At 38.1% G+C, this 23,566-nt stretch carries 21 protein-coding genes; 13 read left to right on the forward strand and 8 right to left on the reverse strand.

Annotated features, from left to right (window positions below):
- Positions 1-18: 18 nt before the first annotated feature.
- Complete coding sequence (locus PR834_RS03135) at positions 19-912, forward strand: hypothetical protein (RefSeq protein WP_112307189.1); 894 nt, start codon at positions 19-21, stop codon at positions 910-912.
- A 183-nt stretch (positions 913-1,095) separates the two neighbouring features.
- Positions 1,096-1,830 carry a vWA domain-containing protein gene (locus PR834_RS03140; protein WP_050763767.1) on the forward strand — a complete coding sequence of 245 codons (735 nt, stop codon included), beginning with the start codon at positions 1,096-1,098 and terminating at the stop codon, positions 1,828-1,830.
- A gap of 87 nt (positions 1,831-1,917) precedes the next feature.
- On the opposite strand, the gene efeB is transcribed toward PR834_RS03140, so the two are convergent.
- The 5 genes from efeB to PR834_RS03165 all read right to left on the reverse strand — a co-directional run bounded on the left by efeB (position 1,918) and on the right by PR834_RS03165 (position 5,932).
- Positions 1,918-3,192, reverse strand: a complete 1,275-nt coding sequence (gene efeB, locus PR834_RS03145) for an iron uptake transporter deferrochelatase/peroxidase subunit (protein ID WP_112307188.1) — start codon at positions 3,190-3,192, stop codon at positions 1,918-1,920.
- An 11-nt stretch (positions 3,193-3,203) separates the two neighbouring features.
- The gene (locus PR834_RS03150; RefSeq protein WP_262960950.1) at positions 3,204-4,106 is read right to left on the reverse strand and encodes an EfeM/EfeO family lipoprotein; all 903 of its coding nucleotides are present in this window, start codon (positions 4,104-4,106) and stop codon (positions 3,204-3,206) included.
- On the reverse strand, positions 4,099-4,932 hold the full coding sequence (locus PR834_RS03155; RefSeq protein WP_094960936.1) for an FTR1 family iron permease: 834 nt from the start codon (positions 4,930-4,932) through the stop codon (positions 4,099-4,101). The genes PR834_RS03150 and PR834_RS03155 overlap by 8 nt, the downstream gene beginning before the upstream one ends.
- Before the next feature lie 11 nt (positions 4,933-4,943).
- The gene (locus PR834_RS03160; RefSeq protein WP_004260622.1) at positions 4,944-5,279 is read right to left on the reverse strand and encodes a cupredoxin domain-containing protein; all 336 of its coding nucleotides are present in this window, start codon (positions 5,277-5,279) and stop codon (positions 4,944-4,946) included.
- 95 nt (positions 5,280-5,374) lie between these two features.
- Complete coding sequence (locus PR834_RS03165) at positions 5,375-5,932, reverse strand: iron transporter (protein ID WP_094960937.1); 558 nt, start codon at positions 5,930-5,932, stop codon at positions 5,375-5,377.
- A gap of 281 nt (positions 5,933-6,213) precedes the next feature.
- Between PR834_RS03165 and PR834_RS03170 the strand changes: the two genes are divergently transcribed.
- From PR834_RS03170 to PR834_RS03180, 3 genes are all read left to right on the forward strand, one after another.
- Positions 6,214-7,143, forward strand: coding sequence for a DUF7916 family protein (locus PR834_RS03170; RefSeq protein ID WP_164455181.1), 930 nt, complete (start codon positions 6,214-6,216; stop codon positions 7,141-7,143).
- 193 nt (positions 7,144-7,336) lie between these two features.
- Positions 7,337-8,671: a 30S ribosomal protein S12 methylthiotransferase RimO gene (gene rimO / locus PR834_RS03175; protein ID WP_262960951.1), complete on the forward strand. Its 1,335-nt coding sequence runs from the start codon at positions 7,337-7,339 to the stop codon at positions 8,669-8,671.
- A 215-nt stretch (positions 8,672-8,886) separates the two neighbouring features.
- The gene (locus PR834_RS03180) at positions 8,887-9,528 is read left to right on the forward strand and encodes a helix-turn-helix domain-containing protein (RefSeq protein ID WP_110592277.1); all 642 of its coding nucleotides are present in this window, start codon (positions 8,887-8,889) and stop codon (positions 9,526-9,528) included.
- 602 nt (positions 9,529-10,130) lie between these two features.
- On the opposite strand, the gene PR834_RS03185 is transcribed toward PR834_RS03180, so the two are convergent.
- Positions 10,131-10,760: a response regulator transcription factor gene (locus tag PR834_RS03185; protein ID WP_272536423.1), complete on the reverse strand. Its 630-nt coding sequence runs from the start codon at positions 10,758-10,760 to the stop codon at positions 10,131-10,133.
- A 470-nt stretch (positions 10,761-11,230) separates the two neighbouring features.
- On the opposite strand from PR834_RS03185, the gene PR834_RS03190 reads away from it, so the two are divergent.
- Positions 11,231-12,226 (forward strand): LacI family DNA-binding transcriptional regulator, encoded by a 996-nt coding sequence (locus PR834_RS03190; RefSeq protein WP_004260608.1) that lies wholly within the window; start codon positions 11,231-11,233, stop codon positions 12,224-12,226.
- A gap of 31 nt (positions 12,227-12,257) precedes the next feature.
- Here PR834_RS03190 and PR834_RS03195 read toward each other — a convergent pair whose 3' ends face one another.
- Positions 12,258-13,712: a glycoside hydrolase family 32 protein gene (locus PR834_RS03195; protein WP_272536424.1), complete on the reverse strand. Its 1,455-nt coding sequence runs from the start codon at positions 13,710-13,712 to the stop codon at positions 12,258-12,260.
- A gap of 203 nt (positions 13,713-13,915) precedes the next feature.
- Here PR834_RS03195 and PR834_RS03200 point away from each other — a divergent pair, with 203 nt between their 5' ends.
- The 7 genes from PR834_RS03200 to yjiA all read left to right on the forward strand — a co-directional run bounded on the left by PR834_RS03200 (position 13,916) and on the right by yjiA (position 21,819).
- Entirely contained in the window at positions 13,916-14,863 is a 948-nt protein-coding gene (locus PR834_RS03200) for an aminoimidazole riboside kinase (RefSeq protein WP_004260601.1), read from the forward strand.
- Between the two features lie 172 nt (positions 14,864-15,035).
- The gene (gene rarD / locus PR834_RS03205) at positions 15,036-15,962 is read left to right on the forward strand and encodes an EamA family transporter RarD (protein ID WP_096863291.1); all 927 of its coding nucleotides are present in this window, start codon (positions 15,036-15,038) and stop codon (positions 15,960-15,962) included.
- A gap of 122 nt (positions 15,963-16,084) precedes the next feature.
- On the forward strand, positions 16,085-17,263 hold the full coding sequence (gene purT / locus PR834_RS03210; RefSeq protein WP_153673138.1) for a formate-dependent phosphoribosylglycinamide formyltransferase: 1,179 nt from the start codon (positions 16,085-16,087) through the stop codon (positions 17,261-17,263).
- A 221-nt stretch (positions 17,264-17,484) separates the two neighbouring features.
- On the forward strand, positions 17,485-17,940 hold the full coding sequence (locus PR834_RS03215) for a hypothetical protein (RefSeq protein WP_004260591.1): 456 nt from the start codon (positions 17,485-17,487) through the stop codon (positions 17,938-17,940).
- 429 nt (positions 17,941-18,369) lie between these two features.
- Positions 18,370-20,523, forward strand: a complete 2,154-nt coding sequence (locus tag PR834_RS03220) for a carbon starvation CstA family protein (protein WP_004260588.1) — start codon at positions 18,370-18,372, stop codon at positions 20,521-20,523.
- A gap of 101 nt (positions 20,524-20,624) precedes the next feature.
- The gene (locus PR834_RS03225; protein WP_112307183.1) at positions 20,625-20,828 is read left to right on the forward strand and encodes a YbdD/YjiX family protein; all 204 of its coding nucleotides are present in this window, start codon (positions 20,625-20,627) and stop codon (positions 20,826-20,828) included.
- A gap of 22 nt (positions 20,829-20,850) precedes the next feature.
- Positions 20,851-21,819: a GTPase gene (gene yjiA / locus PR834_RS03230; RefSeq protein WP_094960941.1), complete on the forward strand. Its 969-nt coding sequence runs from the start codon at positions 20,851-20,853 to the stop codon at positions 21,817-21,819.
- Between the two features lie 262 nt (positions 21,820-22,081).
- Here yjiA and PR834_RS03235 read toward each other — a convergent pair whose 3' ends face one another.
- On the reverse strand, positions 22,082-23,404 hold the full coding sequence (locus PR834_RS03235; RefSeq protein ID WP_096863290.1) for an L-cysteine desulfidase family protein: 1,323 nt from the start codon (positions 23,402-23,404) through the stop codon (positions 22,082-22,084).
- Positions 23,405-23,566: the final 162 nt, after the last annotated feature.

The raw sequence follows: 23,566 nt of genomic DNA on the forward strand, positions 1-23,566 counted from the left end.
AAGCTTTGGAATAACTTTATGAATACTATACTAAAATATAGCTGTTTTATCGCCGCGGTTATATTACTTTCCGCTTGTGATGATATGGAGCTTTTAAGTGGTAAAGGTAAATTTTATTATAGTAACCCAAGCGCAAACACGATTAGGTTTAAGCTAGATGGTAAAGATTATGATGTTTTACCAGAAGATAAAGGTGTTGTTTTACTTTCTAGCGGGTTACACCAGTTAGAAAGCGATGAGGGTAACGTGACGGATTTTTTTGTCTTTGAAAATAACTCTGGCGGTATTATTAACCCAAATCATTTTGTTTATTACACATTGTCTGAAGTTTATGCCGTTGATGGCAAAGAAGAGAGGTTTAAACCTGCGAGTTACCCCATTACGATTAATGGGCACGAGCTTGAACTGCCAGTTCGCAGTTCTAATGCAACGCTTATTGATGGAAATATATTTAGGTGTAGCTACCCGGTTGGTGAAAATTTTCCAGATTCAATCACACTTTATGATGATAAGTTAGATGGAAATATTAAATCCAAGTGTTTTGATAAACATGAATTAATTGCCTATTTAGATAATGAATACGGACAAAATTTATTACCGGATCCTGCTAATCATGAAGCTGCGGATTCTATCAATGTGGTATTTATGTATGGAGTCCCAACTGTTACTTTTGATAATGAGGATGTACAGGCAAAGGCCGAAAAATTAATTCAGTTAGTTACGCGGTTAAAAAGTACCGATGATGTGAATATCCATGAAGAATTAAACCAAGAATTTCATCAGGCTATCACAGAATTAGTCCAGGAGCAGGCTCGAAGTGCTTCATCAAATTCTGTTGCGGAAAATATTAAATATAATCATTTCATTCAAGAAATTAATGTAGTAAGAGAAAATGGTATTTGGTTAAAATAATAATCATTTAAGTAGATTTACTCTTTACATATTTACTCAAAAAACTATTTCGAGTAATAATTTTTTTGAAATTAATTAAGAAAATGCTTATTAATTATACAGAGTAATCTTATTTGAAATAATTGGCGAAAAAGCGAGATTGGGGTAGTTATATTTTTATTAACCTCACCAAGGAACTCGGCGATGAATTTATCCATACAATCTGTTTTCACCGTCATATCAGCTGTATTTTTGTTTTTATTTTCTTCTGTCGCTAGCAGTACAACTATTATTGATACCAAAAAGGAACCCGATGTTTTAGATTTAGTATTCATTCTTGATAAAAGTGGCTCTATGTCAGGTTTCGAGACTGATACAATTGGTGGATATAATAGTGTATTAACTGAAAATAAAGGAAAAAAAGCAAAAACCTACATTACAACTATTTTATTTAATGACAAAACAAGTTTACTCCATAATAGAGAACCCATTGCAAAAGTTTCTAATCTAACACTTGATGATTATCCTGTTGGTGGCTATACCGCATTGTTAGACGCAATAGGAGAAGGCATTGAAAAAATGCAAGAAAATAGAAAGGTTACTAAAAATAATAATGTCCTTTTTGTAATAATTACAGATGGGCAAGAAAATAGTAGCCGTAAATATTCCCAGGCGAAAATTAAAGCTATGATTAAGTCTGCTGAAACAGAAGATAAATGGGATTTTATTTTCTTAGGAGCCAATATTGATGCCATTTCTGAAGCGGAAAATATTGGGATTAAAAGTTCAAATGCCACTGGTTATGTGCAAGATGGGACAGGTTACGATAAAGCTTATCGTGCTGTAAATAAAGCGGTGGAAGCTAAACAAATGTCTGCGCCAATATCAGAGGACTGGAAACAGGAAGTCGAAGCGGATGTGAAGGAACGTAAAAAATAATAATGTGTTCAATTAAAAAGAGATGATATCGCTTCGAATAAAGCCCTTACGGCAAATGTAATAAGGGCTTTCATTTTATAAATATAATTAGCTAGTTTGTTTTAAGGCTGTAAACATTTTTTCAGCAAGTGTGTCTTGTGCCGATTGGACTCCAGGTAATACAAAATAGTACCCTCCACCAAAAGGCTTGATATAACGTTCAAGTGGTTCACCATTGAGCCGTTTTTGAGTGTCAATAAAGCCTGTCTTTAAATTTTGTTGAAAAGAGACAAAAACTAAGCCCATATCGAGAGTTCCTGTTTCGGTTAACCCCAGTGAATAGCTATAACTTCTTCGCCTTAGTTTTGCGGTATAACGTTCAGGGTTACGAGGCTCTGCACGGCGCATATGGGAATCAAATAAAATACGGTCACCATGAGGATCTTTTTCAAACTCAGGATCATCATGCTCATTTTTCATGCCGATTGGTGCTCCTGAGTCTTTATGTCGGCCAAAATCATTTTCTTGATCTTCTAAGGGGGTTCTATCCCAAAACTCTAAATTAAAACGAATGAGACGTACTGCTTGGTATGTCCCTCCGTCGCACCAAGACGGTTCTTGGCTGCCTTTTGTTATCCATATTAATTCGTTCATTAACGAATTGTCATCGGCAGGCGCATTTCCTGTTCCATCCTTAAAACCAAAAAGGTTGATAGGCGTTGAGTGGTTATCAATATCTCTTGCAGGTAAGAAACCATCTATTTTCCAGAGAGGAAAACTGTATGGCGAAATATGACGTAGGATATCACGTAATGCATAGATAACGCTTTCTTGGCTATTCGCACATATTTGCAGAAGGAGATCACCACCACACCATTTTTGTTCTAGTCGATCGTTAGGGAAACTGGTCATTTCACTAAGATGTTTAGGCTTAACTTTATTTAAGCCGAACCGGTTATCAAAAAGAGAATTTCCTAAAGCAACGGTGATAGTTAGTGAGTCGGGTTGTTGTTGTGTCCCTAGAATACCTGATTCTGCCGGAGGCATCTTATCGTTATTGATTGACGGCTCTATTTGGGGTTGAGTTAAGTGAGCAATACGCTGAGTCAGTAAAGTAAAAACAGTTTGTAATTGTTCGACAGAATTCGCTGTAGTATTAAATGCAATAAAAGTGGCATTTTTGGGTTCAGGCGTTAAAACACCGGCTTGGTGTAGCCCAAGATAATTGATTGCTTTGTTATAGGTGAGCTGGCAATTAGCAATTTTCCCTTGCGCTTTTAATGTTGGAGCCGCTAAAACTGCGCTACTAACTGCGAGCATTTTTAGGGCATTACGCCGAGACATTCCGTTGGTTTGCAATATACTACTAAGTTTAGCTTGCATAAATATATGCCTTAATATTTATAGTAAACATCGACATCAAGCTCAGCACGTAATTTGGCTAAGGTTTCAGCTTGCTGAGTGAGTAATGAATAAAGTGCCATTTTGTCTTTTAATTGTAATTGGCTATAGGGTTGATATGTGGTATTTGACAGTTGATATGTCTGCATTATTTGGTTAATCAGCTGTTCATTTTGCTGTATTTTATCCAGTGTTTCTGGCTTGATAAAAGGTTTAAGAACCCCAATTATTTTTTGTGATCCCTTTAAATTAGCGGCAATATCAGTTAAATCAGACAAACTGTAGATATTTTCTTTACCCCCCAATTTCGTTTCTAAGATCATTTCAATAAAATCAGCCGAGGCTTGCACGAGCTTGGGTATTTCGATGGTTTCAGTTGCTACTCGTTTATGCAAATCACGCCCTTTGAGTAATAGCTCTTGGTTTGCCGCTAACGCAAGTTTGGCATCCTTTTGCATAAATAGCTGGTACTCAACAAGATGAAACCCCGTAAAGCGGTAATCTGTTTCTTTATCGAGGAAATAATTGGCTCTTGGGTTAATTGTCCTATCCGTATTACCAAATAAAATAATAATCGGGCGCACTGTTTCATAGTACTGGTGAGCTTGAATATATGCTGTTTGAGCTTGTTGCAGCTTCCCTTGCTGTAAATTCTGTTGCAACAATTCCAATTGTGTGACCATTTCTGCCAATTGATTAGTGGCAAAGGTTAAATAGGTTTGGATTGCATGTTGATATTTTTCTGGAGTGGGTATATCACCTTTAGCAATAATGATGTTGTCCCCTGTTTGCACAGGGGATCTTAGTGCTTTACTTTGAACCAAAGTAGGAATGGCAACACTGAGTATTAAGCTAAAAGACATCCATTTGATATTCCGCCTCAGTGAGCTAGACATTTTTTTTGCTCCGAGCAAACAATGGGATCACAATAGCCCAATAAAGGACAAAGGTAATGACGCTGAGCCAAATCGGTTGTGAACGGTAGGCAAAGAAAGAAGAGATAAAATTGCCAGCAATACCAGAATCATCGAGAAATGCAGTTGTATCCCAAGCGGGGTAAATTAAAAACTCAGGGATAGCGAAATCATATTCAATCAATAAGTTAGCACTTTCTTCTACACCTTTAAGTAAGAGAGATAATGCGAGGAATAATAAAATAACCCCTGTAACTTTAAAGAAGATAGACCACGAAATTAAGCGATTTGTTAGTAGGAAAACATAAAGTGTAAGACCTGCAATCGCAATTCCACCACCGACCTCGATAAAGAAAGTCGAGGCATTAGATGTGGTTAGCGACATAATAAAGCTAGATAGGAAGACGACGATTTCACTCCCTTCGCGGGCAATGGCAATAGCAATAATCAATGCGGCTCCCCACCAGTTATGGTGGGCGGCATTACGTCTTATTCCTGATTCAATTTCGGATTTCATTGAACTTCCATGTTTGTTCATCCAATACACCATTTGGACAATCAGGACACAGGCGAGTAACTCCATAAAAATCATAAATAGTGATTGCCCAGTGTCATCGAGGACATTGAATACACCATAAATGAGAAGCGCCAATAAGATTGAGGTTATAACCCCGATAGCGACACCAGCCCAAAGGTATTTCATACCATTATGTGCGTCAGGGTGACGTTTAATCCACGCATAAATAATGCCAATGACAAGTAGCGCTTCAAAGCTTTCACGCCAAACAACAAACAGAACTTGTCCCATGCTAAATCCTTTTATTTCGCAATGATCTCGCCTTTGGGGTGAGAAAGGTGGAAGTCATCAAAAAAAGTGTACGTACCAGGTTTCAGTGGTGCGATTACCACTACTGAGCTTGCACCCGGCGCTAAAACTTTTTCTTTTCTTAATTGAATGCTTTCAAACTCTGCGGGTTCAGTACCTGTGTTGGTAATTTTAATGCGGATAATCGTTTTTGCAGGAACTTCAAGAACTCGCGGGATGAGATCACCATTTTTCATTTCTAATTCGACAGTATATTTTTCTGCAGCAAATGAAGATAAGGGAACTATTGTACAAGTGATAACCAGTAAAAAACTCAGTAATGTTTTCATTTTGGCTTGGTTTATCCTTTAATAACAACAAACAAAAAAGGGCTTACGCAAGATAACTCCCTTGGTTAAGCCCTTATCTAATTTTAATAAAAAAATTAGTAACTACCTTTACGGCCAACACCTGCGTAGTCAAAGTCCCAAGAGACTTCGAAAGGTTGGAACCAAGGGGCTACACCTGTTTCTTTATCAATATGGCGCCCAAAGGCAACTTCTTTATTGTGTGATGGCGGGTAAATTTTATAGGTGACGCGGTATTTACCATTGCCATCTAATTTAATGTTTTCCCCATAATGAGGGCCATCACTCGCCACCATAGGCATAAATGTGCCTGTTTGAGTTTGTGGTTTATCACCGAGTTTAGTCACTGAATACTCAATGGTCAGGTAAGGGATCCAATCGCCTTCTGCAAAGCCATTTGGGTTATCTTCAACAGCGTGAATATCTGCTTCTAAGTGGACATCTGCTTTATCTGCAGCTAAGTGAGACATCGCATGATGGCCTTCTTCGGTATCCATTGTAATGGGCTGTAAATAAACACCTTGGATTTCCATTCCGTTTTTGATCACAGGGTGACCGAGAGGGTACTCTTGAGCTAATGCTGAGATTGAAAACAACGCGAGACCTGAAACAGCAGCTTTATAGGCGAGTTTCATTATTTTTGTCCTTACCATAAGTGATATAGAGTAGTAATGATAATCATTACTATTAATAAAAAACAAGTGATAATTTCTGATAAGTTGACAACGCGTTGCTGAGAATGATTATTTTTATATAAAAATCTATGTGTTAGAAAAAGTTATTATTCTTCAAAAAATAACTTGCTAATAGTGTGCTCTATTAGGCAGTTTATTATTATCTACGTGATATATTTTGAATGTAGATATTCATGACAAATGAGTTTTTCATCAATTTTGTTGAAACTAAAGGTATAGCCATGCAACGACGTTATCTTGATTGTTCAGCTTCAGAAATCGCAAAATTCAATAAAAAGAATCTATTAGAATCAATTAAAGCCAGTGAAGGGCGAATATTGGTTTCTGAAACTATTGGTACAATTCAGCCTGTATTAATGACGGTAACGAATGCTGAATTAGCTGCAAGCCAAGGTGCCGATATCCTGTTGCTGAATGTTTTTGATGTTAATCAACCTATTATGCAAGGTCTGCCCGAAGGGATTGAACCCGAAGAAATCATTCGAACGCTTAAGCGTTTAACGGGGAGAGCAATAGGCGTTAATTTAGAGCCCGTACCTGAGGGATTTAATAATCCAACACAGGATGCGCAGTGGAAAATGTCAGAGGGGCGGCTAGCAACAGTAAAAAATGCCCTTAAGTTAAAAGAAATGGGTGCTGACATTATTGTTTTAACGGGAAACCCTGGAAACGGAGTCACTAATCAGGAAATTAACCAGAGTCTTAAAGAGCTTAAAGCTGTTGTTGGCGAAGATATTGTGCTTATTACAGGGAAAATGCACGCAGCAGGAGTTTTGAATGCCTCGGCTGAGCAACTCATAACAGAAGATGATATTCGTACCTTTATTAACAGTGGTGCAGATATTATTTTGCTTCCGGCTCCAGGAACGGTCCCCGGGATCTCGTTAGAGTTTGTGCAAAAAATGGTGGGTTATTGCCATTCCCAAGGTGTGATGACAATGACAGCGATTGGGACTTCTCAAGAAGGCGCAGATTTACAAACTATTCGGCAAATAGCATTAATGTGTAAAATGGCCGGGACAGATTTACATCATATTGGTGATTCAGGGTATAACGGAATTGCATTACCTGAGAATATTTTAAATTATAGTATTGTGATCCGAGGGGTTAGGCACACTTACTCACGTATTGCTCGTTCAATTAATCGCTGATTGGCATTTTTAGGTGGTTTTTACAAAATGATTTGTGAAAATCACCGACTAAAAGCAAGATTTGTTTCTATCTATTCTAGATTTAAATTCATATTATTTTCGATAAAAATTTATACAATTCCCTCAATTCTTCAGGTAAAATTTCGCCCATTTTTCTAAAACAATATTTATAACACAATAAAAGAAGTGAGTTATGTCGCAAAATACTAATCCGGTACCAAAAATTGGTTTCGTTTCACTCGGCTGCCCGAAAAACCTAGTTGATTCAGAACGCATTTTAACTGAATTACGCACTGATGGTTATCAAGTGGTTCCAAGCTATGATAATGCTGACTTAGTCATTGTGAATACTTGTGGATTTATCGACAGTGCAGTGCAGGAATCATTAGAAGCGATTGGGGAAGCACTGAATGAAAATGGTAAAGTGATTGTGACAGGATGCCTTGGTGCGAAAGAAAACCAAATTCGTGAAGTACATCCAAAAGTTTTAGAAATCACTGGCCCACATAGCTATGAGCAGGTACTTAATCATGTTCACCACTATGTTCCGAAGCCTGAACATGACCCTTTCTTGAGTTTAGTCCCTGAACAAGGGGTAAAATTGACACCAAAGCATTATGCGTATTTAAAAATTTCCGAAGGGTGTAATCATCGTTGTACTTTCTGCATTATTCCTTCAATGCGAGGGGACTTAGATAGCCGTCCAATCGGGGATGTGTTAAATGAAGCTAAGCGTCTGGTCGCTTCAGGAGTCAAAGAGTTACTGGTTATTTCCCAAGATACTTCTGCATATGGTGTTGATGTTAAAAATAAAATGGGTTTTTGGGATGGTCAGCCTGTAAAAACTAGCATGGTGGGGTTATGCGAACAACTTGCTTCAATGGGCGTATGGGTGCGTTTACATTATGTTTACCCTTATCCACATGTTGATGATGTTATCCCGTTGATGGCAGAAGGTAAAATTTTACCTTACTTAGATATTCCATTACAGCATGCAAGTCCGAAAATTTTAAAATTAATGAAACGCCCCGGTGCCGTTGAAAGAACACTTGAGCGGATTAAACGTTGGCGTGAAATTTGCCCTGAACTCACCTTACGTTCAACATTTATTGTTGGATTTCCCGGTGAGACAGAAGAAGATTTCCAAATGCTATTAGATTTCTTATTGGAAGCTAAGTTGGACCGAGTCGGCTGCTTTAAATATAGCCCTGTCGAGGGAGCGAAAGCGAATGAACTAGCTGATCAAGTTCCTGAGGAAATAAAAGAAGATCGTTATCATCGTTTTATGCAAGTACAACAGCAAATTTCTACACAGCGATTACAAGATAAAATTGGTAAAGAAATTTTAGTCATTATTGATGAAGTTGATGATGAAGGTGCTATTGGCCGTAGTATGGCTGATGCACCAGAAATTGATGGTATGGTTTATCTCAATGGTGAATTTGAGGTTAGCGTTGGGGATATAGTGAAAGTATTAGTTGAGCATGCAGATGAATATGATCTGTGGGGAAATATTGTTACTGCTTAATTTAATAAAAGCGTTCTAGAAGTGTATATGGCTAACTTAGATAGATTCAGTTAGCCATTTTCTTTTTTACCACATTGATTTACTACTTTTAATTATGAAAAATTGATGTGGATCAATGGTTGTAAACCTATCAATTAATAACTTGATCTAGAATATAATAATTAAATGGCAAATTGACATAATCAGATAACTCTTATCGAAGAATAAGGATAACTATGTCAACTCATTTAATATTTCCAACTACAACACCTGTAAAAGAAAGTATTTATAATTCAGATAATTATGAATATATCGTAGAGCTTGCTCATACAACCATTGAGAGCGGATTAGCCTCGTTACATGATAATAATATTCGCAGTTCTCTACTGAGCACTGATGGGAAAACGCTTTGGCTCAGTCATGAGCTTGATGGTAACTTTGAGATAGCAAATTTACTATCTGATAATTTAACTTATGGGGCTCAGCTTAGGTTGTATGCAGAGCCAATTGAATTACATGGAATTTTTTATTACTTAGCACCAGTGTATTCACATACTGGTGAGCCTGTACTCGTTGTTGTTTTATCTTCAACTAAGAATAGTTGCAATATTTTGTTTGCACTTACGCAATCCTTAGCAAGGGAAGTGAGTGAAAAATTGAAATTTCGCTATTACGAACAAGGTGTTTTTAAGGTAGATAAGGACGAACAACGGTTCGCTAACTTAGATATTCATTCAGTTGAGAAAGCTTTGATTATTGAAGTTGCACAAGCTTGCAAAGGTAAAATTCAAAAAATGCATAAAGTCCTTGATATGGGACGGACAACATTATGGCGCAAGCTAAAGCAGTACGAAATTAACATTAAGGACTACAAATAGCTCTTCTATATGCTCTGAATGGTAAAAAATAGCGCTTTTGCGTGTTTTTTGAACAGCTACAAAGCATAAAAACAGCGAAGCGCGAAATATTTACCAACATTTTGAACGACAGCCGATAGATAAATAAAGCGTAATCTATCTACTTGTATCGTTACTTGATGTATCGAGAAAAGAAAATGAAAACGATGCTTATTATGCTTGGATACGGTAAAGAGGTATGTCGTTTGTAGCCTTATTTTTTTAGTTTTATGAGAGAGAAAGTTTGTTGATAAAGGTTATTGTTTTACTAAAAAAGTAGTGAGATATGGGGAGGGTAAATAATACTTTAATAACTAAAAAAAATGTAATTTTATTTTGTGATTATTAGTGGTTATTATTACCATCTGAATTATTAATTTACTTAGGTTTTTAATCCATAACAGAGTGGTGTTGTTTTTATCACTTATAAAAATAAGTTATTATTTCAAAATTAACAGAATATTAATCTATATTTATCTAAATTATAGTACCTTTAGGTATTTTTCATATAGTTAATTTCTGATGGCTTAGAATCAAGCCATCAGAAATAATAACGCTATAAGAAGGTAAACATAGCATATAGATTAAATATATCTAGGATAGGTATTAATATATTCGTATTCTTGAATAAGTTGTGGTAGTGATTTTATTCCTAATTTTGTATAAATATTAGAGCGATGTACCTCTACAGTTCTTGGTGATAATGACAGTTTTTCTGCGGTTTCTTTACTGGTATTACCTTCTAATATCATATCCATAATTTCTCTTTCTCTAACCGAAAGACGATTAAATTTATCAGAGAGATGAGTATATTTTTTATGCTTTTCATGCATACTTAAAAATAATTCCATCGCGTTACTAATGGAATTTGATATTTCGATGTCCTTGAAAGGAAAAGGAAAAAAATCAAATGCTCCAGCTTTAAAGCTTTCTCGACATAGACTGATAGAAGGCTCTTCGGCAAGTACAATGAATGGAACAATACCAAATGAATTATTTATATTGTTTAATCGATTAATACGATTTTCATCATTGTTTAAGAATAATAAAATACATTCCTTTACATTACCCTCATTAGGATAAGTATAATTACTCATAAACACTTCTTCGTTATTATAAAATCTAAAGATAAAACCAAAAGATTCCATCATTAATTTTAGTTTATTCTTAAAGACATTATCACTTTCTACGATTATGTGAATGGTGTTATTCATCACCATACTCCTGTTGAACTGATTTGATATTCATACTAATCTGATAAAATACGTAGATAAATAAAGTGAAATTTAAATTCCACAATAATATTTTCTACTGATCGTTGTTTTTTTTATTAATGTAATACTGACCTTAATTTATATTAAAAACATCATCTAGTTAAATTTAATATAAAAATAGAAACAATAGTTAAAGTTTGTGTCATTGGGTAATATTCGATTAATGACGTGTAACATTTTAGGTGATTTTACTTATTAAATGTGTTTTTATCATAAAGTGATAGACAGAAATATTGCTAAAGCTAATCAATAATATCTTAAATCATTAGTCATAAAAAGTCTTAGATGTACACTTATGTTGTTTTTTGAGGTGATAGCTCTTAACTTGTGAATTGACGAAGATTAAGTACTTTTTATATCTAACATGTTAAAATTAATACTTACCTAGTTTTGATGAGTGAATATACTTAATGGCTTCTTTAAAAGACGTAGCTCGACTTGCAAATGTTTCATTGATGACTGTATCAAGGGCAATTAATAGCCCTGAATTACTAAAGCCTGAAACCTTGAAACAAGTCCAACAAGCTATTGAGTCACTCAATTATGTCCCTGATTTTTCAGCGCGAAAGATCAGAGGGAAAAGCTCTAGGGTTTCGACAGTTGGTGTTTTGGCCCTCGATACAGCAACTACCCCTTTTTCTGTAGAAATCATTCTTTCAATAGAACAAACCGCGAGACAATTCGGCTGGAGTAGCTTTGTAGTTAATATTACATCTAGCGAAGATAGTGAAAGAGCTGTCCGACAATTATTATCTCAGCGGCCTGATGGTATTATTTATACTACGATGGGGCTTCGAGAAGTAGCGATTCCAGAAACATTACATAATAATCGTTTGGTTCTTGCTAATTGCATAGATAAAAATGGGCAGTTCCCTGCTTATGTGCCAGATGATTTTAATGGTCAATTTAATGCAGTAAAACGCTTAATAGAGAAAGGGTATCGAAATCCTCTTTGTCTTTATATTCCGCAAGAGACACTTGCTGGAAAAATGCGCCGTGAAGCAGTGGAGTCTGCGTGGGCAAGTGCTGACTTACCGCTAGCATCACTTCAGCAACACCATTTAGAGTTAGGCGATGAGCATTATTTAGATGTTATAGCTTTAATTAATAGTCATTTTAAGAATAAAAAACCGAATTTTGATGTCATTATTTGTGGAAATGACCGTATAGCATTTTTAGCTTACCAAGTACTACTTAGCCGTGGCTTACGTATTCCACAAGATATCGCAGTACTTGGCTATGATAATATGATAGGTGTCGGGGAACTATTTTATCCTCCATTAAGTACGGTTGTGTTACCGCACTATCAATTAGGCCAACAAGCCGCTTTACACATCATAGAAGAACGGCAGCAAAATAGTGTTGAATATGTTGCTTGCGACTTGTTAGAACGTAATTCTTTTTAACCTTGCAGAGAAAAGCAAATCTAGTAGCTTGCTATTCAATGGATTTTTTGATCTCCCAATAAATCGCTTTTTCGAGCTTTGCTTGCTGATTTATTGCAAATAATCTTAAGTCCCGCTCACTTTGATGGGGGTAGATTCGACAACTAAAGTTGAGTTCACCATCATTAATAAATACTTCCAAGCTAGAGTGATCGATAAAAGCATTTATTTTAAGTTGATGACCTTCAGGTATTGGCGCACAACGACTATCACTAATTGTATATTCAGGGTAATGACGCATTAAGGTTAATTGCTGACTTTGGTTATCAATGTAAAACTGTACGCCGTATCCTACCCAAAAGCCGAATTTTTCAGCAGGGCTTTGCTGTAAGTCCCAGATAAGTTCTATTTCACAACTTGTCGCATTCTCATTCAGTATGATTGTGCTGTTTTTAGCTAGTGTTGTTGCGGGAAAATGGCTTGCGGACTGACGTAATGTTTTCAATTCCTCTATAGGTTTAGCGACAATTTTACCTTGTTCATTCAGTGTTAGCTCTCTAGGTAAAGTAAAACATCCTGACCACCCATGTTTTTGTGTGGGCATATGGCTTTCCCACATATCCATCCAAGCGATAGCGATACGGCGGCCATCTTTAGCTAAAAAGGTTTGAGGTGCGTAAAAGTCTTGGCCGAAATCAAGTTCTGTAAATGCATGTGAAATTTTATAAGATGAATTAGGAGACCAATTACCAACCAAATAACCATTTTGAAATAGATTTCGATACTGATAATTTTTTGCCTTTTTTCCTTGAGGTGAAAAGAGGGCAACAAATTGTTCGCCTAATGGAAAGAAATCAGGACATTCCCACATATAAACATTATCGTCGTCAGTTTTTGCCAGAACTTGGTAGTTTTGATCCCAATTTAATAAGTCTGTACTCTTAAATAAAAGTATTTGTCCTTGATCTTGGGAGTCTCTTGCGCCGACGACCATCCACCATTTTCCATCTTGTCGCCAAACTTTAGGATCTCGAAAGTGCATATAACCATCGGGTGCAGAAAGCACAACACCTTTCTTTTCGAAATGAATACCATCTTCACTGATTGCAACACATTGTGATTGGATGATTTGACTATCATTACCTGGATTTGCTAACCAGATGTGGCCCGTGTAGAACAGATATAATTTATTATCGTAACTAATTGCAGATCCTGAGAAACAACCATCTCGGTCATAGTCTTCACTAGGTGCTAACGCAATTGCCTGATGTTCCCAATGTACCATATCTGTACTTGTTGCATGCCCCCAATGCATGGGGCCCCAAATCGCACTAAATGGATGATGTTGATAAAATGCATGGTATTGGCCTTGATGATAGATCAAACCATTAGGGTCATTCATCCAGCCTGTATAAGGGGCAAGGTGGTATTGTGGGTAAAACTGCAAGTCCATATTTTTCCTTGCTGTTTTGATGGCTTCGTTGGCTAGTTCAAGTTGTTTTTTCATTATGGCTTCCTGAATGTTTTTCGATCGCAATAACAAAATAAGCACATGAAATTCAATAATAGGTGCGTTTATTTGCTGGTTTCTTTATACTCAATGTTAACGTTAACAGTTTGCGTTTACTAGTTTTATTTTTATGAGTTGGTAATGTGCTAGCTATGAATAAGAATGAAGGTTAAAAATATAAAACTCGCAAAGGAGACATAATGAAAGTTTGGGCATTAGGGGATGCTGTCATTGATTTAATCCCCCTTCAAAACATGCAATATGAAGCTTGTGCTGGTGGAGCACCTGTGAATGTTGCCGCGGGTGTTGCACGCTTAGGGCAAAACAGTGGTTTTATTGGGCGAGTCGGCGAAGAAGCTTTTGGGCATTTTATGCAGAAAACCCTATTTGATATAGGGGTTGATACTAGTGCGATGGAGTTTGATGAAAAGTATAAAACAAGTACTGTTCTCGTCTCGTTACACGAAAATGGAGAACGTGAATTTTCTTTTTTAGTTTCTCCTTCGGCCGACCAATTTTTAACGATAAATAATTTACCGCAATTTGGTAATGATATTTTGCATTTTTGCTCATTAGCTCTGGTGCACCATCAATGCAGAGCATCACTATCGACAGCTATCGAACAACTCAAGCTCGCTGGCGGATTACTGAGCTTTGATATTAACATTCGTCCGCAAATGTGGTCAGATCCCGACGAAATGCACCAAATTGTTGATAATTTTGCAAAACAAGCAGATATTTTAAAACTTTCGGATGATGAATTGCTGTGGTTAACGCAAGAAAGTCGTTTTGAGAATGCCATAGCTAAATTGCAAAATTACCCTGCTCAATTAAAAATTGTGACTCAAGGTGCTAAAGGTTGTCAGGTGTTCACCCCCTCAGTTCAAATAGCCGTAAGTGCTTATTTAGTTGAAAGTATTGATACTACTGGTGCAGGTGACGCATTTATGGCAGGGTTATTGGCGGCCATCTCACAATATGGGCTAGTCAACGAAAAAGAGGGATTGATGAAGGTCATCTCGCAAGCTACGGCTTGTGGTGCATTAGCGACAACTAAAAAAGGCGCTATCGCTGCGGCTCCGACACAACAGGAATTATTTGTATTTATGCAGCAGCAACCGCCATTACATCAACGCGATGTTTTTTGATGAGAATATATGTGTATTGAGCAACTAAAAGGTAGCGATATAGTTACCTTTTAGTTTAAGAATACTTGATATAATTCAAATTATATTATGGTGGTGGCAAGTTTTATTTTTTGCATTTTGGCGTATGATAAGTAGCTAATATTATTTAATCAGATTTTATTGTGGATAAATCATGTTGCTTCGCTCGGGAGTAGCTCTTGCTATTTTTTCCTATATCTTATGGGGAATAACACCATTATTTTATCGTTTACTTCCCGGTGCGGAACCTTTAGAGCTACTTGCAGAACGTCTTATCTGGTCTGTGCCTATACTTTTTCTTGTTCGCTTAATTATCAAAAATAAATCTTTATGGCGTGAGGTATGGTCTGACAAACAGTCGATAATTCTGTGTTTATTTAGTTCGTCGGTTATGGCGATATCTTGGACAACATTTACTTATGCATTAACCCACGGGCAGGTGTTAGCTGCTAGTCTTGGCTATTTTATTAACCCATTATTTTCTATTTTACTTGGTGTTTTGTTCCTTCGCGAACGGCTTGTTTTTGCAGAAAAAATGGCTGTTATTTTTATTTGTGCGGGGGTCGGTTATCAAATTTGGCAGTATGGTGAATTACCTATTTTAGCGTTAGTAATGGGGAGTGCTTTTGCAGTCTATGGGTTAATTCGTAAATTTATTCGATTTGATGTGATTACGTCTTTATTTCTAGAAGCACTTTGGCTGCTTCCCATTGCAATAGCGATCACTTGGTGGTTAGCATCTCATGGTCTAAGTGCCGTGACGCAAGGGGATTGGCAAATTAAAGTTCTTTATATGTTAGCGGCGCCTGTCACGATAATTCCTTTGCTCTTTTTTACCGCAGCGATTAAACGGACATCATTAACGGTGATTGGTTTAGCGCAATATATAGAACCAACAATTCAATTTTTATTGGCCGTATTTTTATTTAATGAGCTCTTTGATTGGGTCAAAGGTATTAGTTTTTCACTTATTTGGATTGGTTTAATGTTTTGTGTATTAGCTATTTTACGCAAACAGTATATTAAATTTTCTCACAAAGAACCCTTTATTACTGGGCGCGACCAAACGCCATTAGATTAAATAATTACAAGTATTATCAATTGATTATAAAAATTTTTTTTATGGTATTTTTTCCTTGATAGTAAAAGCAAACGATTGCGTATATAATGGGTATCAACTTTTTGTCGGTAAGGTCATCAATCATGAATCAATTAGGTACTGCGCTGTGTAAATCTGCAACAAAAGTCATGCTGTTAGGTGCTGGAGAGTTAGGCAAAGAAGTTGCGATTGAATGTCAACGATTGGGCATCGAAGTTATTGCGGTTGATCGCTATGATAATGCGCCAGCGATGCATATTGCACACCGCAGTTATACGATAAACATGCTTGATGGCGAAGCGCTGAAACAAATAGTCTCACGGGAAAAACCTGATATTATCGTGCCTGAAATTGAAGCAATTGCGACACAGGTATTGATGGAGCTTGAACAGCAAGGACAAAAAGTGGTTCCGTCTGCGAAAGCCATTGTACTTACTATGGATAGAGAAGGGATCCGTCGTTTAGCGGCAGAAGAGTTGAAATTGCCAACATCAGAGTACCAATTTGTAGACAGTAAACCCGATTTTATTGCAGCGGCAGAAAAAATTGGGTTTCCCTGTATTGTTAAGCCTGTGATGAGTTCATCAGGAAAGGGACAAAGTGTGATCCGCTCTCGAGCAGAATTAGATCAGGCTTGGGATTATTCGCAGCAAGGTGGGCGAGCAGGGCAGGGGCGTGTAATTGTTGAAAAAATGGTTAATTTTGATTTTGAAATTACATTGTTAACAGTCAGTGCGGTGGATGGTATTCACTTTTGTGCGCCTATAGGTCACCGACAAGAAAAAGGGGATTACCGTGAGTCTTGGCAGCCGCAGTACATGAGTGAGGCTGCGTTGAAAAAAGCGCAAGACATTGCCAAGAAAATTGTAACCTCTCTAGGAGGTTATGGAATATTTGGTGTTGAATTATTCGTATGTGGTGACGATATCATTTTTAATGAGGTTTCGCCTCGTCCCCATGATACGGGGATGGTGACGCTTATTTCGCAGAGTTTATCTGAATTTGCATTACATGTTCGTGCATTTCTTGGTTTCCCAATTGGCGTGATCCGTCAATATGGGCCGAGTGCTTCAGCGGTTATTTTACCTAATTTACAAAGCCAAAATGTGGTTTTTTCAAATATTGGTGCTGCTTTGGGGTCTGACACCCAATTACGGTTATTTGGTAAACCTGAAATTGCAGGAACTCGTCGGTTAGGTGTGGCTTTGGCGATTGCGGATTCTATTGAAAATGCATTAGATATGGCTAAGAAAACCGCGAATACAGTGTGTGTTTCTGGTTGATCTTGATGAATTTTGCGCTCAATGACTCTAAGTGAGTGAGCGCTTGTATACTTTAATTTTAACTTTGAGATTATCTTCATATAAGACTTTATTTACCTTTATTCCTAGTTTCACTGAAATAGATATCCGCTATCTTTAATTAAGCGAGTATTTAATAGAGCAAAGTTGATGAGCTTAGCGTCTTATCACTTAGCAGGCGTAAAAGTAGAATAAGGAAAGTTATGATGATTCATTATGTAGTTGGTTTAATGTCATTAGGATTAATATCTTTTTTATCAACAGCGCAAAATCTTGAACAACAATTCAGTTTATGGGTAGAGAACGAAAAAGATAAAATCGAGTGTTTTGAGCAACAATCTTCATTTAAGTATTGTTTAGGTAAATCATCGAATAAAGGCTTAGCTGTTTTTGACCAAAAAGGACAAGAGATTTACCAACTTTACTATTTTGATAATTGGCCTGATGAAGCGCAAGACGGGGTATATCGAATTCGCAAAGAAAATAAAATTGGTTTTGCAGACGCAATTACTGGGGAAATCGTGGTTGATGCAATTTATGATTGCGCGTATCCCTTTGAAGCAGGGAAAGCGAAAGTCGGTATCGGATGTGAAACGCAAACAGATGGTGAACACAGTTGGTGGGTTGGTGGTAAATGGACAACAATTACACGCCAATAGCACATAGATATTATAAAGCTTTAGATAACCTAACTTTGAGATTTCACGTTATTAGTGAAATTTGTTTACAATAAACTTCATTTTATTCATATGAGTTACATTTTTTAACTTATTGAAAACAAATCAGAATCGTTATGTGGATCACATTTTTGACCTCATATTCCCTTCCTTAAAACCATTTAAAGTAAAAAACAAACCGCTTAATTCTATATGGCACCACTTAGCATAACTTTAGTCATTTGCTGAGTGTAATTTCATACCATATACACCATGGCAGAGCTCAATTTTTTAATTCAATACAGTTCAACCACTGCCAATTAAAAAACCATCAACGATAAATGATAAGCAACGAAAACACAGCGATATCGTTTTTTAAGATGGTTAATACAAAATCAATGGCATGTTCGTTTTACCTCAGAAGGGTGTTCTATGAACAAAAATGGTATTTTAAAGCACATTCCGTGGATGATCCTCGGGATAATCGGTGCAGTCTGTTTAGGGGTTGTTGCACTCAGACGCGGTGAGCACATTAGTGCGCTGTGGATTGTCGTCGCTTCTGTGGCGGTGTATCTCATCGCATATCGTTATTACAGCTTATATATTGCTAAGAAAGTGATGAAGCTGGACGAAACACGTGCGACCCCAGCCGTCATTAATAATGATGGTTTAAACTATGTTCCGACAAATAAAAATGTTCTATTTGGTCACCACTTTGCCGCTATTGCAGGGGCTGGGCCATTAGTCGGACCTGTTCTTGCGGCGCAAGTAGGCTATTTACCCGGTACCTTATGGTTACTAGCTGGGGTTGTGTTAGCCGGTGCGGTGCAAGATTTCATGGTGTTATTTATTTCATCACGCCGTAATGGTGCATCATTAGGGGAAATTGTTAAAGAGGAGCTTGGCCCGATTCCGGGAACGCTGGCGCTCTTTGGGTGCTTCCTAATCATGATCATTATCCTTGCTGTATTAGCATTGATTGTGGTGAAAGCCTTGGCAGAAAGCCCATGGGGTGTCTTTACCGTTGTTTCAACAGTGCCTATCGCATTGTTTATGGGGATATATATGCGATATATCCGGCCGGGGCGCGTAGGTGAAGTTTCTGTTATCGGTATTGTTCTGTTAGTTGCTTCCATTTGGTTTGGTGGTGTGATTGCTCATGACCCATACTGGGGCCCAGCACTGACATTCAAAGACACGACGATCACTTATGCGTTAGTCGGTTATGCGTTTGTTTCAGCATTATTACCTGTATGGTTAATTTTAGCGCCTCGTGACTATTTAGCGACCTTCCTGAAAATTGGGGTTATTGTTGGTTTAGCGATTGGTATCGTTATTCTAAACCCTGAATTAAAAATGCCAGCTGTCACCCAATTTGTTGATGGCTCCGGTCCTGTTTGGAAAGGTACTCTATTCCCATTCTTATTTATTACCATCGCTTGTGGTGCGGTATCCGGCTTCCATGCGCTTATTTCTTCAGGGACAACACCTAAGTTATTAGCAAACGAAAAAGATGCGCGTTACATCGGTTATGGTGCAATGTTAATGGAGTCATTTGTTGCGATTATGGCACTGGTAGCGGCTTCTATTATCGAACCAGGCTTGTATTTTGCAATGAATACACCACCTGCGGCGTTAGGTATTACTATGCCTAACTTACATGAACTGGGTGGTCCAGATGGCGCAGCTATCATGGCTCAGCTCAAAGATGTGTCTGTTCATGCAGCCGCTACAGTGAGTTCATGGGGCTTTGTGATTTCACCTGAACAAATCATGCAAACAGCGAAAGATATTGGTGAGCCGTCGGTGTTAAACCGTGCAGGTGGTGCGCCAACATTAGCGGTAGGTATTGCGTATGTCTTCCATGAAATCATGCCTGCGGCAAATATGGGCTTCTGGTATCACTTTGGTATTCTGTTTGAAGCGCTGTTTATCTTAACCGCATTGGATGCAGGAACCCGTTCTGGTCGCTTTATGCTGCAAGATTTATTAGGTAACTTTGTTCCGTTCTTGAAGAAAACCGATTCACTGGTTGCGGGTATCATCGGTACAGCGGGCTGTGTTGGGTTATGGGGTTACTTATTGTATCAAGGCGTTGTTGACCCACTGGGCGGTGTTAAGAGCTTATGGCCTCTGTTCGGTATCTCGAACCAAATGTTAGCAGCGGTTGCTTTAGTCTTAAGTACAGTTGTATTGATTAAGATGAAACGCAGTAAATACATTATGGTGACTGTCTTACCTGCAGTATGGCTATTAATCTGTACAACTTGGGCATTAGGACTGAAATTATTCAGTGATAACCCACAACTGGAAGGGTTCCTATACTTAGCGAAATCTTATAAAGATAAGATTGCGGCAGGTGGTGCAGAGTTAACTGCACAAGAAATTACTAATATGAATCACATTATTATTAATAACTACACCAACGCTGGGCTGAGTATTCTATTCTTAGTGGTTGTTTACGGTATCATTTTCTACGGTATCCGCGTTGGGATGAAAGCACACAAAAACCCAGAGCGTACAGACAAAGAAACACCTTATGTTCCTGTACCTAAAGAGGGCGTGAAAGTTTCATCTTCACATTAAGTCACCCTTCAACGGATTTGAACATCGAAAGGTGTTCAATAAATGAAAGGTCGCCCTACATTATGTGCTCATGATGTAGGGCATTTGTATTGGAGAGGCTGATGTTTGGAAATCTCGGCAAAACAGGAAAATACCTCGGGCAAGCCGCACGTATGTTAATTGGTATTCCTGATTATGATACTTATGTGCAGCATATGAGTGATAACCATCCAGACAAACCTGTGATGACATATAAAGAATTTTTTCGCGAAAGACAAAATGCACGGTATGGTGGTAGTGGTAAAGGCGGATTTCGCTGCTGTTAATCAATGAAGTGTGAGGGCAATAATGAAACCTATTAGCGTAACAATTTTAACCGGTTTTCTCGGTGCAGGTAAAACGACTCTCCTTAGCCATATTCTTCATGCTGAGCATGGCCATAAAATCGCAGTGATTGAAAATGAGTTCGGTGAAGTCCCCATTGATAACGCAATAATTGGTGATCGTGCGACACAAATTACTACATTAAGTAATGGGTGTATTTGTTGTAGCCGTTCGAATGAATTAGAAAATGCCTTATTAGATCTATTAGATGGCCTTGATAGTGGAAAATTAGACTTTGACCGTCTGCTCATTGAATGCACTGGCATGGCAGATCCCGGGCCGATCACTCAAACCTTTTTTTCCCATGAAGTCCTCTGCGAACGTTATGTATTAGATGGGATTATTACCTTAGTGGATGCTGTTCACGCTGATAAACAATTAAATGATTTCGCCATTGCTCAAGCGCAAATTGGCTATGCAGACCGTATTTTATTGACCAAAACCGATATTGAGCCAAATAATGAAGCTTTAATTGAACGTTTACAACGAATTAATGCAAGGGCGCCGATTTACCCCGTCATTCACGGTGATATTGACCTGAGTATGTTATTAGATATCGACGGTTTTTTATTGGATTCACAATTGAATGTTAAACAACCGACATTCCGTTTCGCCCCTAAACAACAAAATGAAGTAGGCTCGATTGTTCTCGAATTTAATTACCCTGTTGAACTGATGGCGGTTTCTCAGGTAATGGAAGAATTATTACTTGGCTTTGCAGATAATTTACTGCGCTATAAAGGGATCCTTTCCATTGTGAATGAGCCAAAACGCTTATTATTCCAAGGTGTTCAGCGTCTTTATAGTGCGGATTGGGATAGAGACTGGGAAGTTGATGAACAACGCCGCAGTGTATTAGTGTTTATTGGTATTGACCTACCAGAAGAGATGATCCGCGAAAAATTCGCAGCTCTAGAAGTTAATTCAAAATAGAACAATTCAAAAAAAAAGAATTTCAAAAAAAAGAATTTCAAGAAAAGAAATTCAAAGTCATTAGCGGCGTAGCAAGGCGGCAAAAGAGCCAATCCCTAGGAGCATACACAAGTATGTGACTAGGGTTGGCGAATGCAGCCAACAACGCTACGGCGTTAAGGGCGAAGAATTAGCGGCGTAGCAAGGCGGCAAAAAGCCAACCCCTAGGTGCATACAAAATATGTAACTAGGGTTGGCGAATGTAGCTAACAACACTGCGGCGTTAAGGGCGCGCTTTAGCGGCCATAATTTCAATAATCTGCACGTCAGTATGTCTCATAGAACCCGCAGCTAAAGAACATAAATTGGCAATGGACTGGTCGACATCATCAGAAACAATACCATCCGACCCTCTGACACAGCTATTATCTAATGCCATTAGCACGGCTTTATAAGCGGCACTCGCACTGGTTGACACCTTCATTGCACAACTGTTTGATGCACCATCACAAATCATACCACTAACATCACCAATCATACTGGAAATTGCCATTGCGACGACTTCATAGCGGGATTCTAGTAACCAAGCGATGCCTGCAGCAGCCCCCATAGCTGCTGTTGTCGCAGCACATAGTGCCGATAACGCAGGAAGCTGGTTGTGAATATAAATAGCCATTAAGTGTGACAACATTAAGGCTCGAGCCAGTTGCTCTTCAGAAGATTGCAAATAATCTGCAGTGACAACCACCGGCATGGTTGCTGCAATACCTTGGTTACCTGACCCTGAATTACTCATTGCGGGCAACACAGCCCCTCCCATGCGTGCATCAGAAGCCGCGGAGGTACGGATCATAATTTCTGACATTAAGTCTTTTGAAAGCAAACCACGGTCTCGCTGGGTTTGTAATGTTTTGCCGATATGTAAGCCATAAACATTGCGTAAACCTTCTTGAGATAAGGCTTCGTTTAAATGCGCGGCTTCAAGAATAAAACGAATATCCTCTAAAGGCGCTTCGGTGGCAAATTGATACACAGACTTAGCAGTGACTGACGGTAGTGGGACGTCAGCTGCGCAGTCAACTGGAGATTCATGGTGAGGTTGAGCCGTTGTGGCATCAAATACGGTGTGATTGTTATGAATAATTTTAACAATATTCGTATGTGACCCCGCAATGATGACGGTTGCGGATTCTGTTTGGGTATAGACCGTGGCTTCGGAGTAGATAACATCGTCGCAAGGGTGCTTAATATCAACGGTAATAGCCCCTTGTGCTAACATGGTTTTACTTAATGCAATGGCATCCGCAGATGCTGATTTTAATACTTCCAAACCTGCTTCAGCATCACCGCCAACTGCACCAAGGGCTGCAGCAATGGGTAGACCAACCATTCCTGTTCCGGGTACGGTTACGCCCATACCATTTTTCATGAGGTTAGGGGAAACGAAAGCACAGACTCGGGTCACTTTGCCATCAAGAAATGAAGCCGCTTTGGCGGCAGCATATGCTAATGAAATTGGCTCAGTACAACCTAAGGCAGGCTTTACTTCTTGCTTTACTGCGTTGATAAAATATTGCCAAAGTAGTGGTTGTGATTGAGCATGCATGGCAAGTCCCCTTAATAAAATCTTTTTTGATTTTATTATTTTAAACAACAGTCTGGAGAAAAACTTCACTAAGTTAGGGGATTTAAAGAGAGTGGAGAGAAATATTATCTCTAATTTGAATTATAAAAATGAAAAATTTCTAACTTTGAGCTTAGTCACAAA

Origin of the sequence: Providencia sp. PROV182 (genome assembly GCF_028480325.1) — a bacterium.
GTDB lineage: Bacteria > Pseudomonadota > Gammaproteobacteria > Enterobacterales > Enterobacteriaceae > Providencia > Providencia hangzhouensis.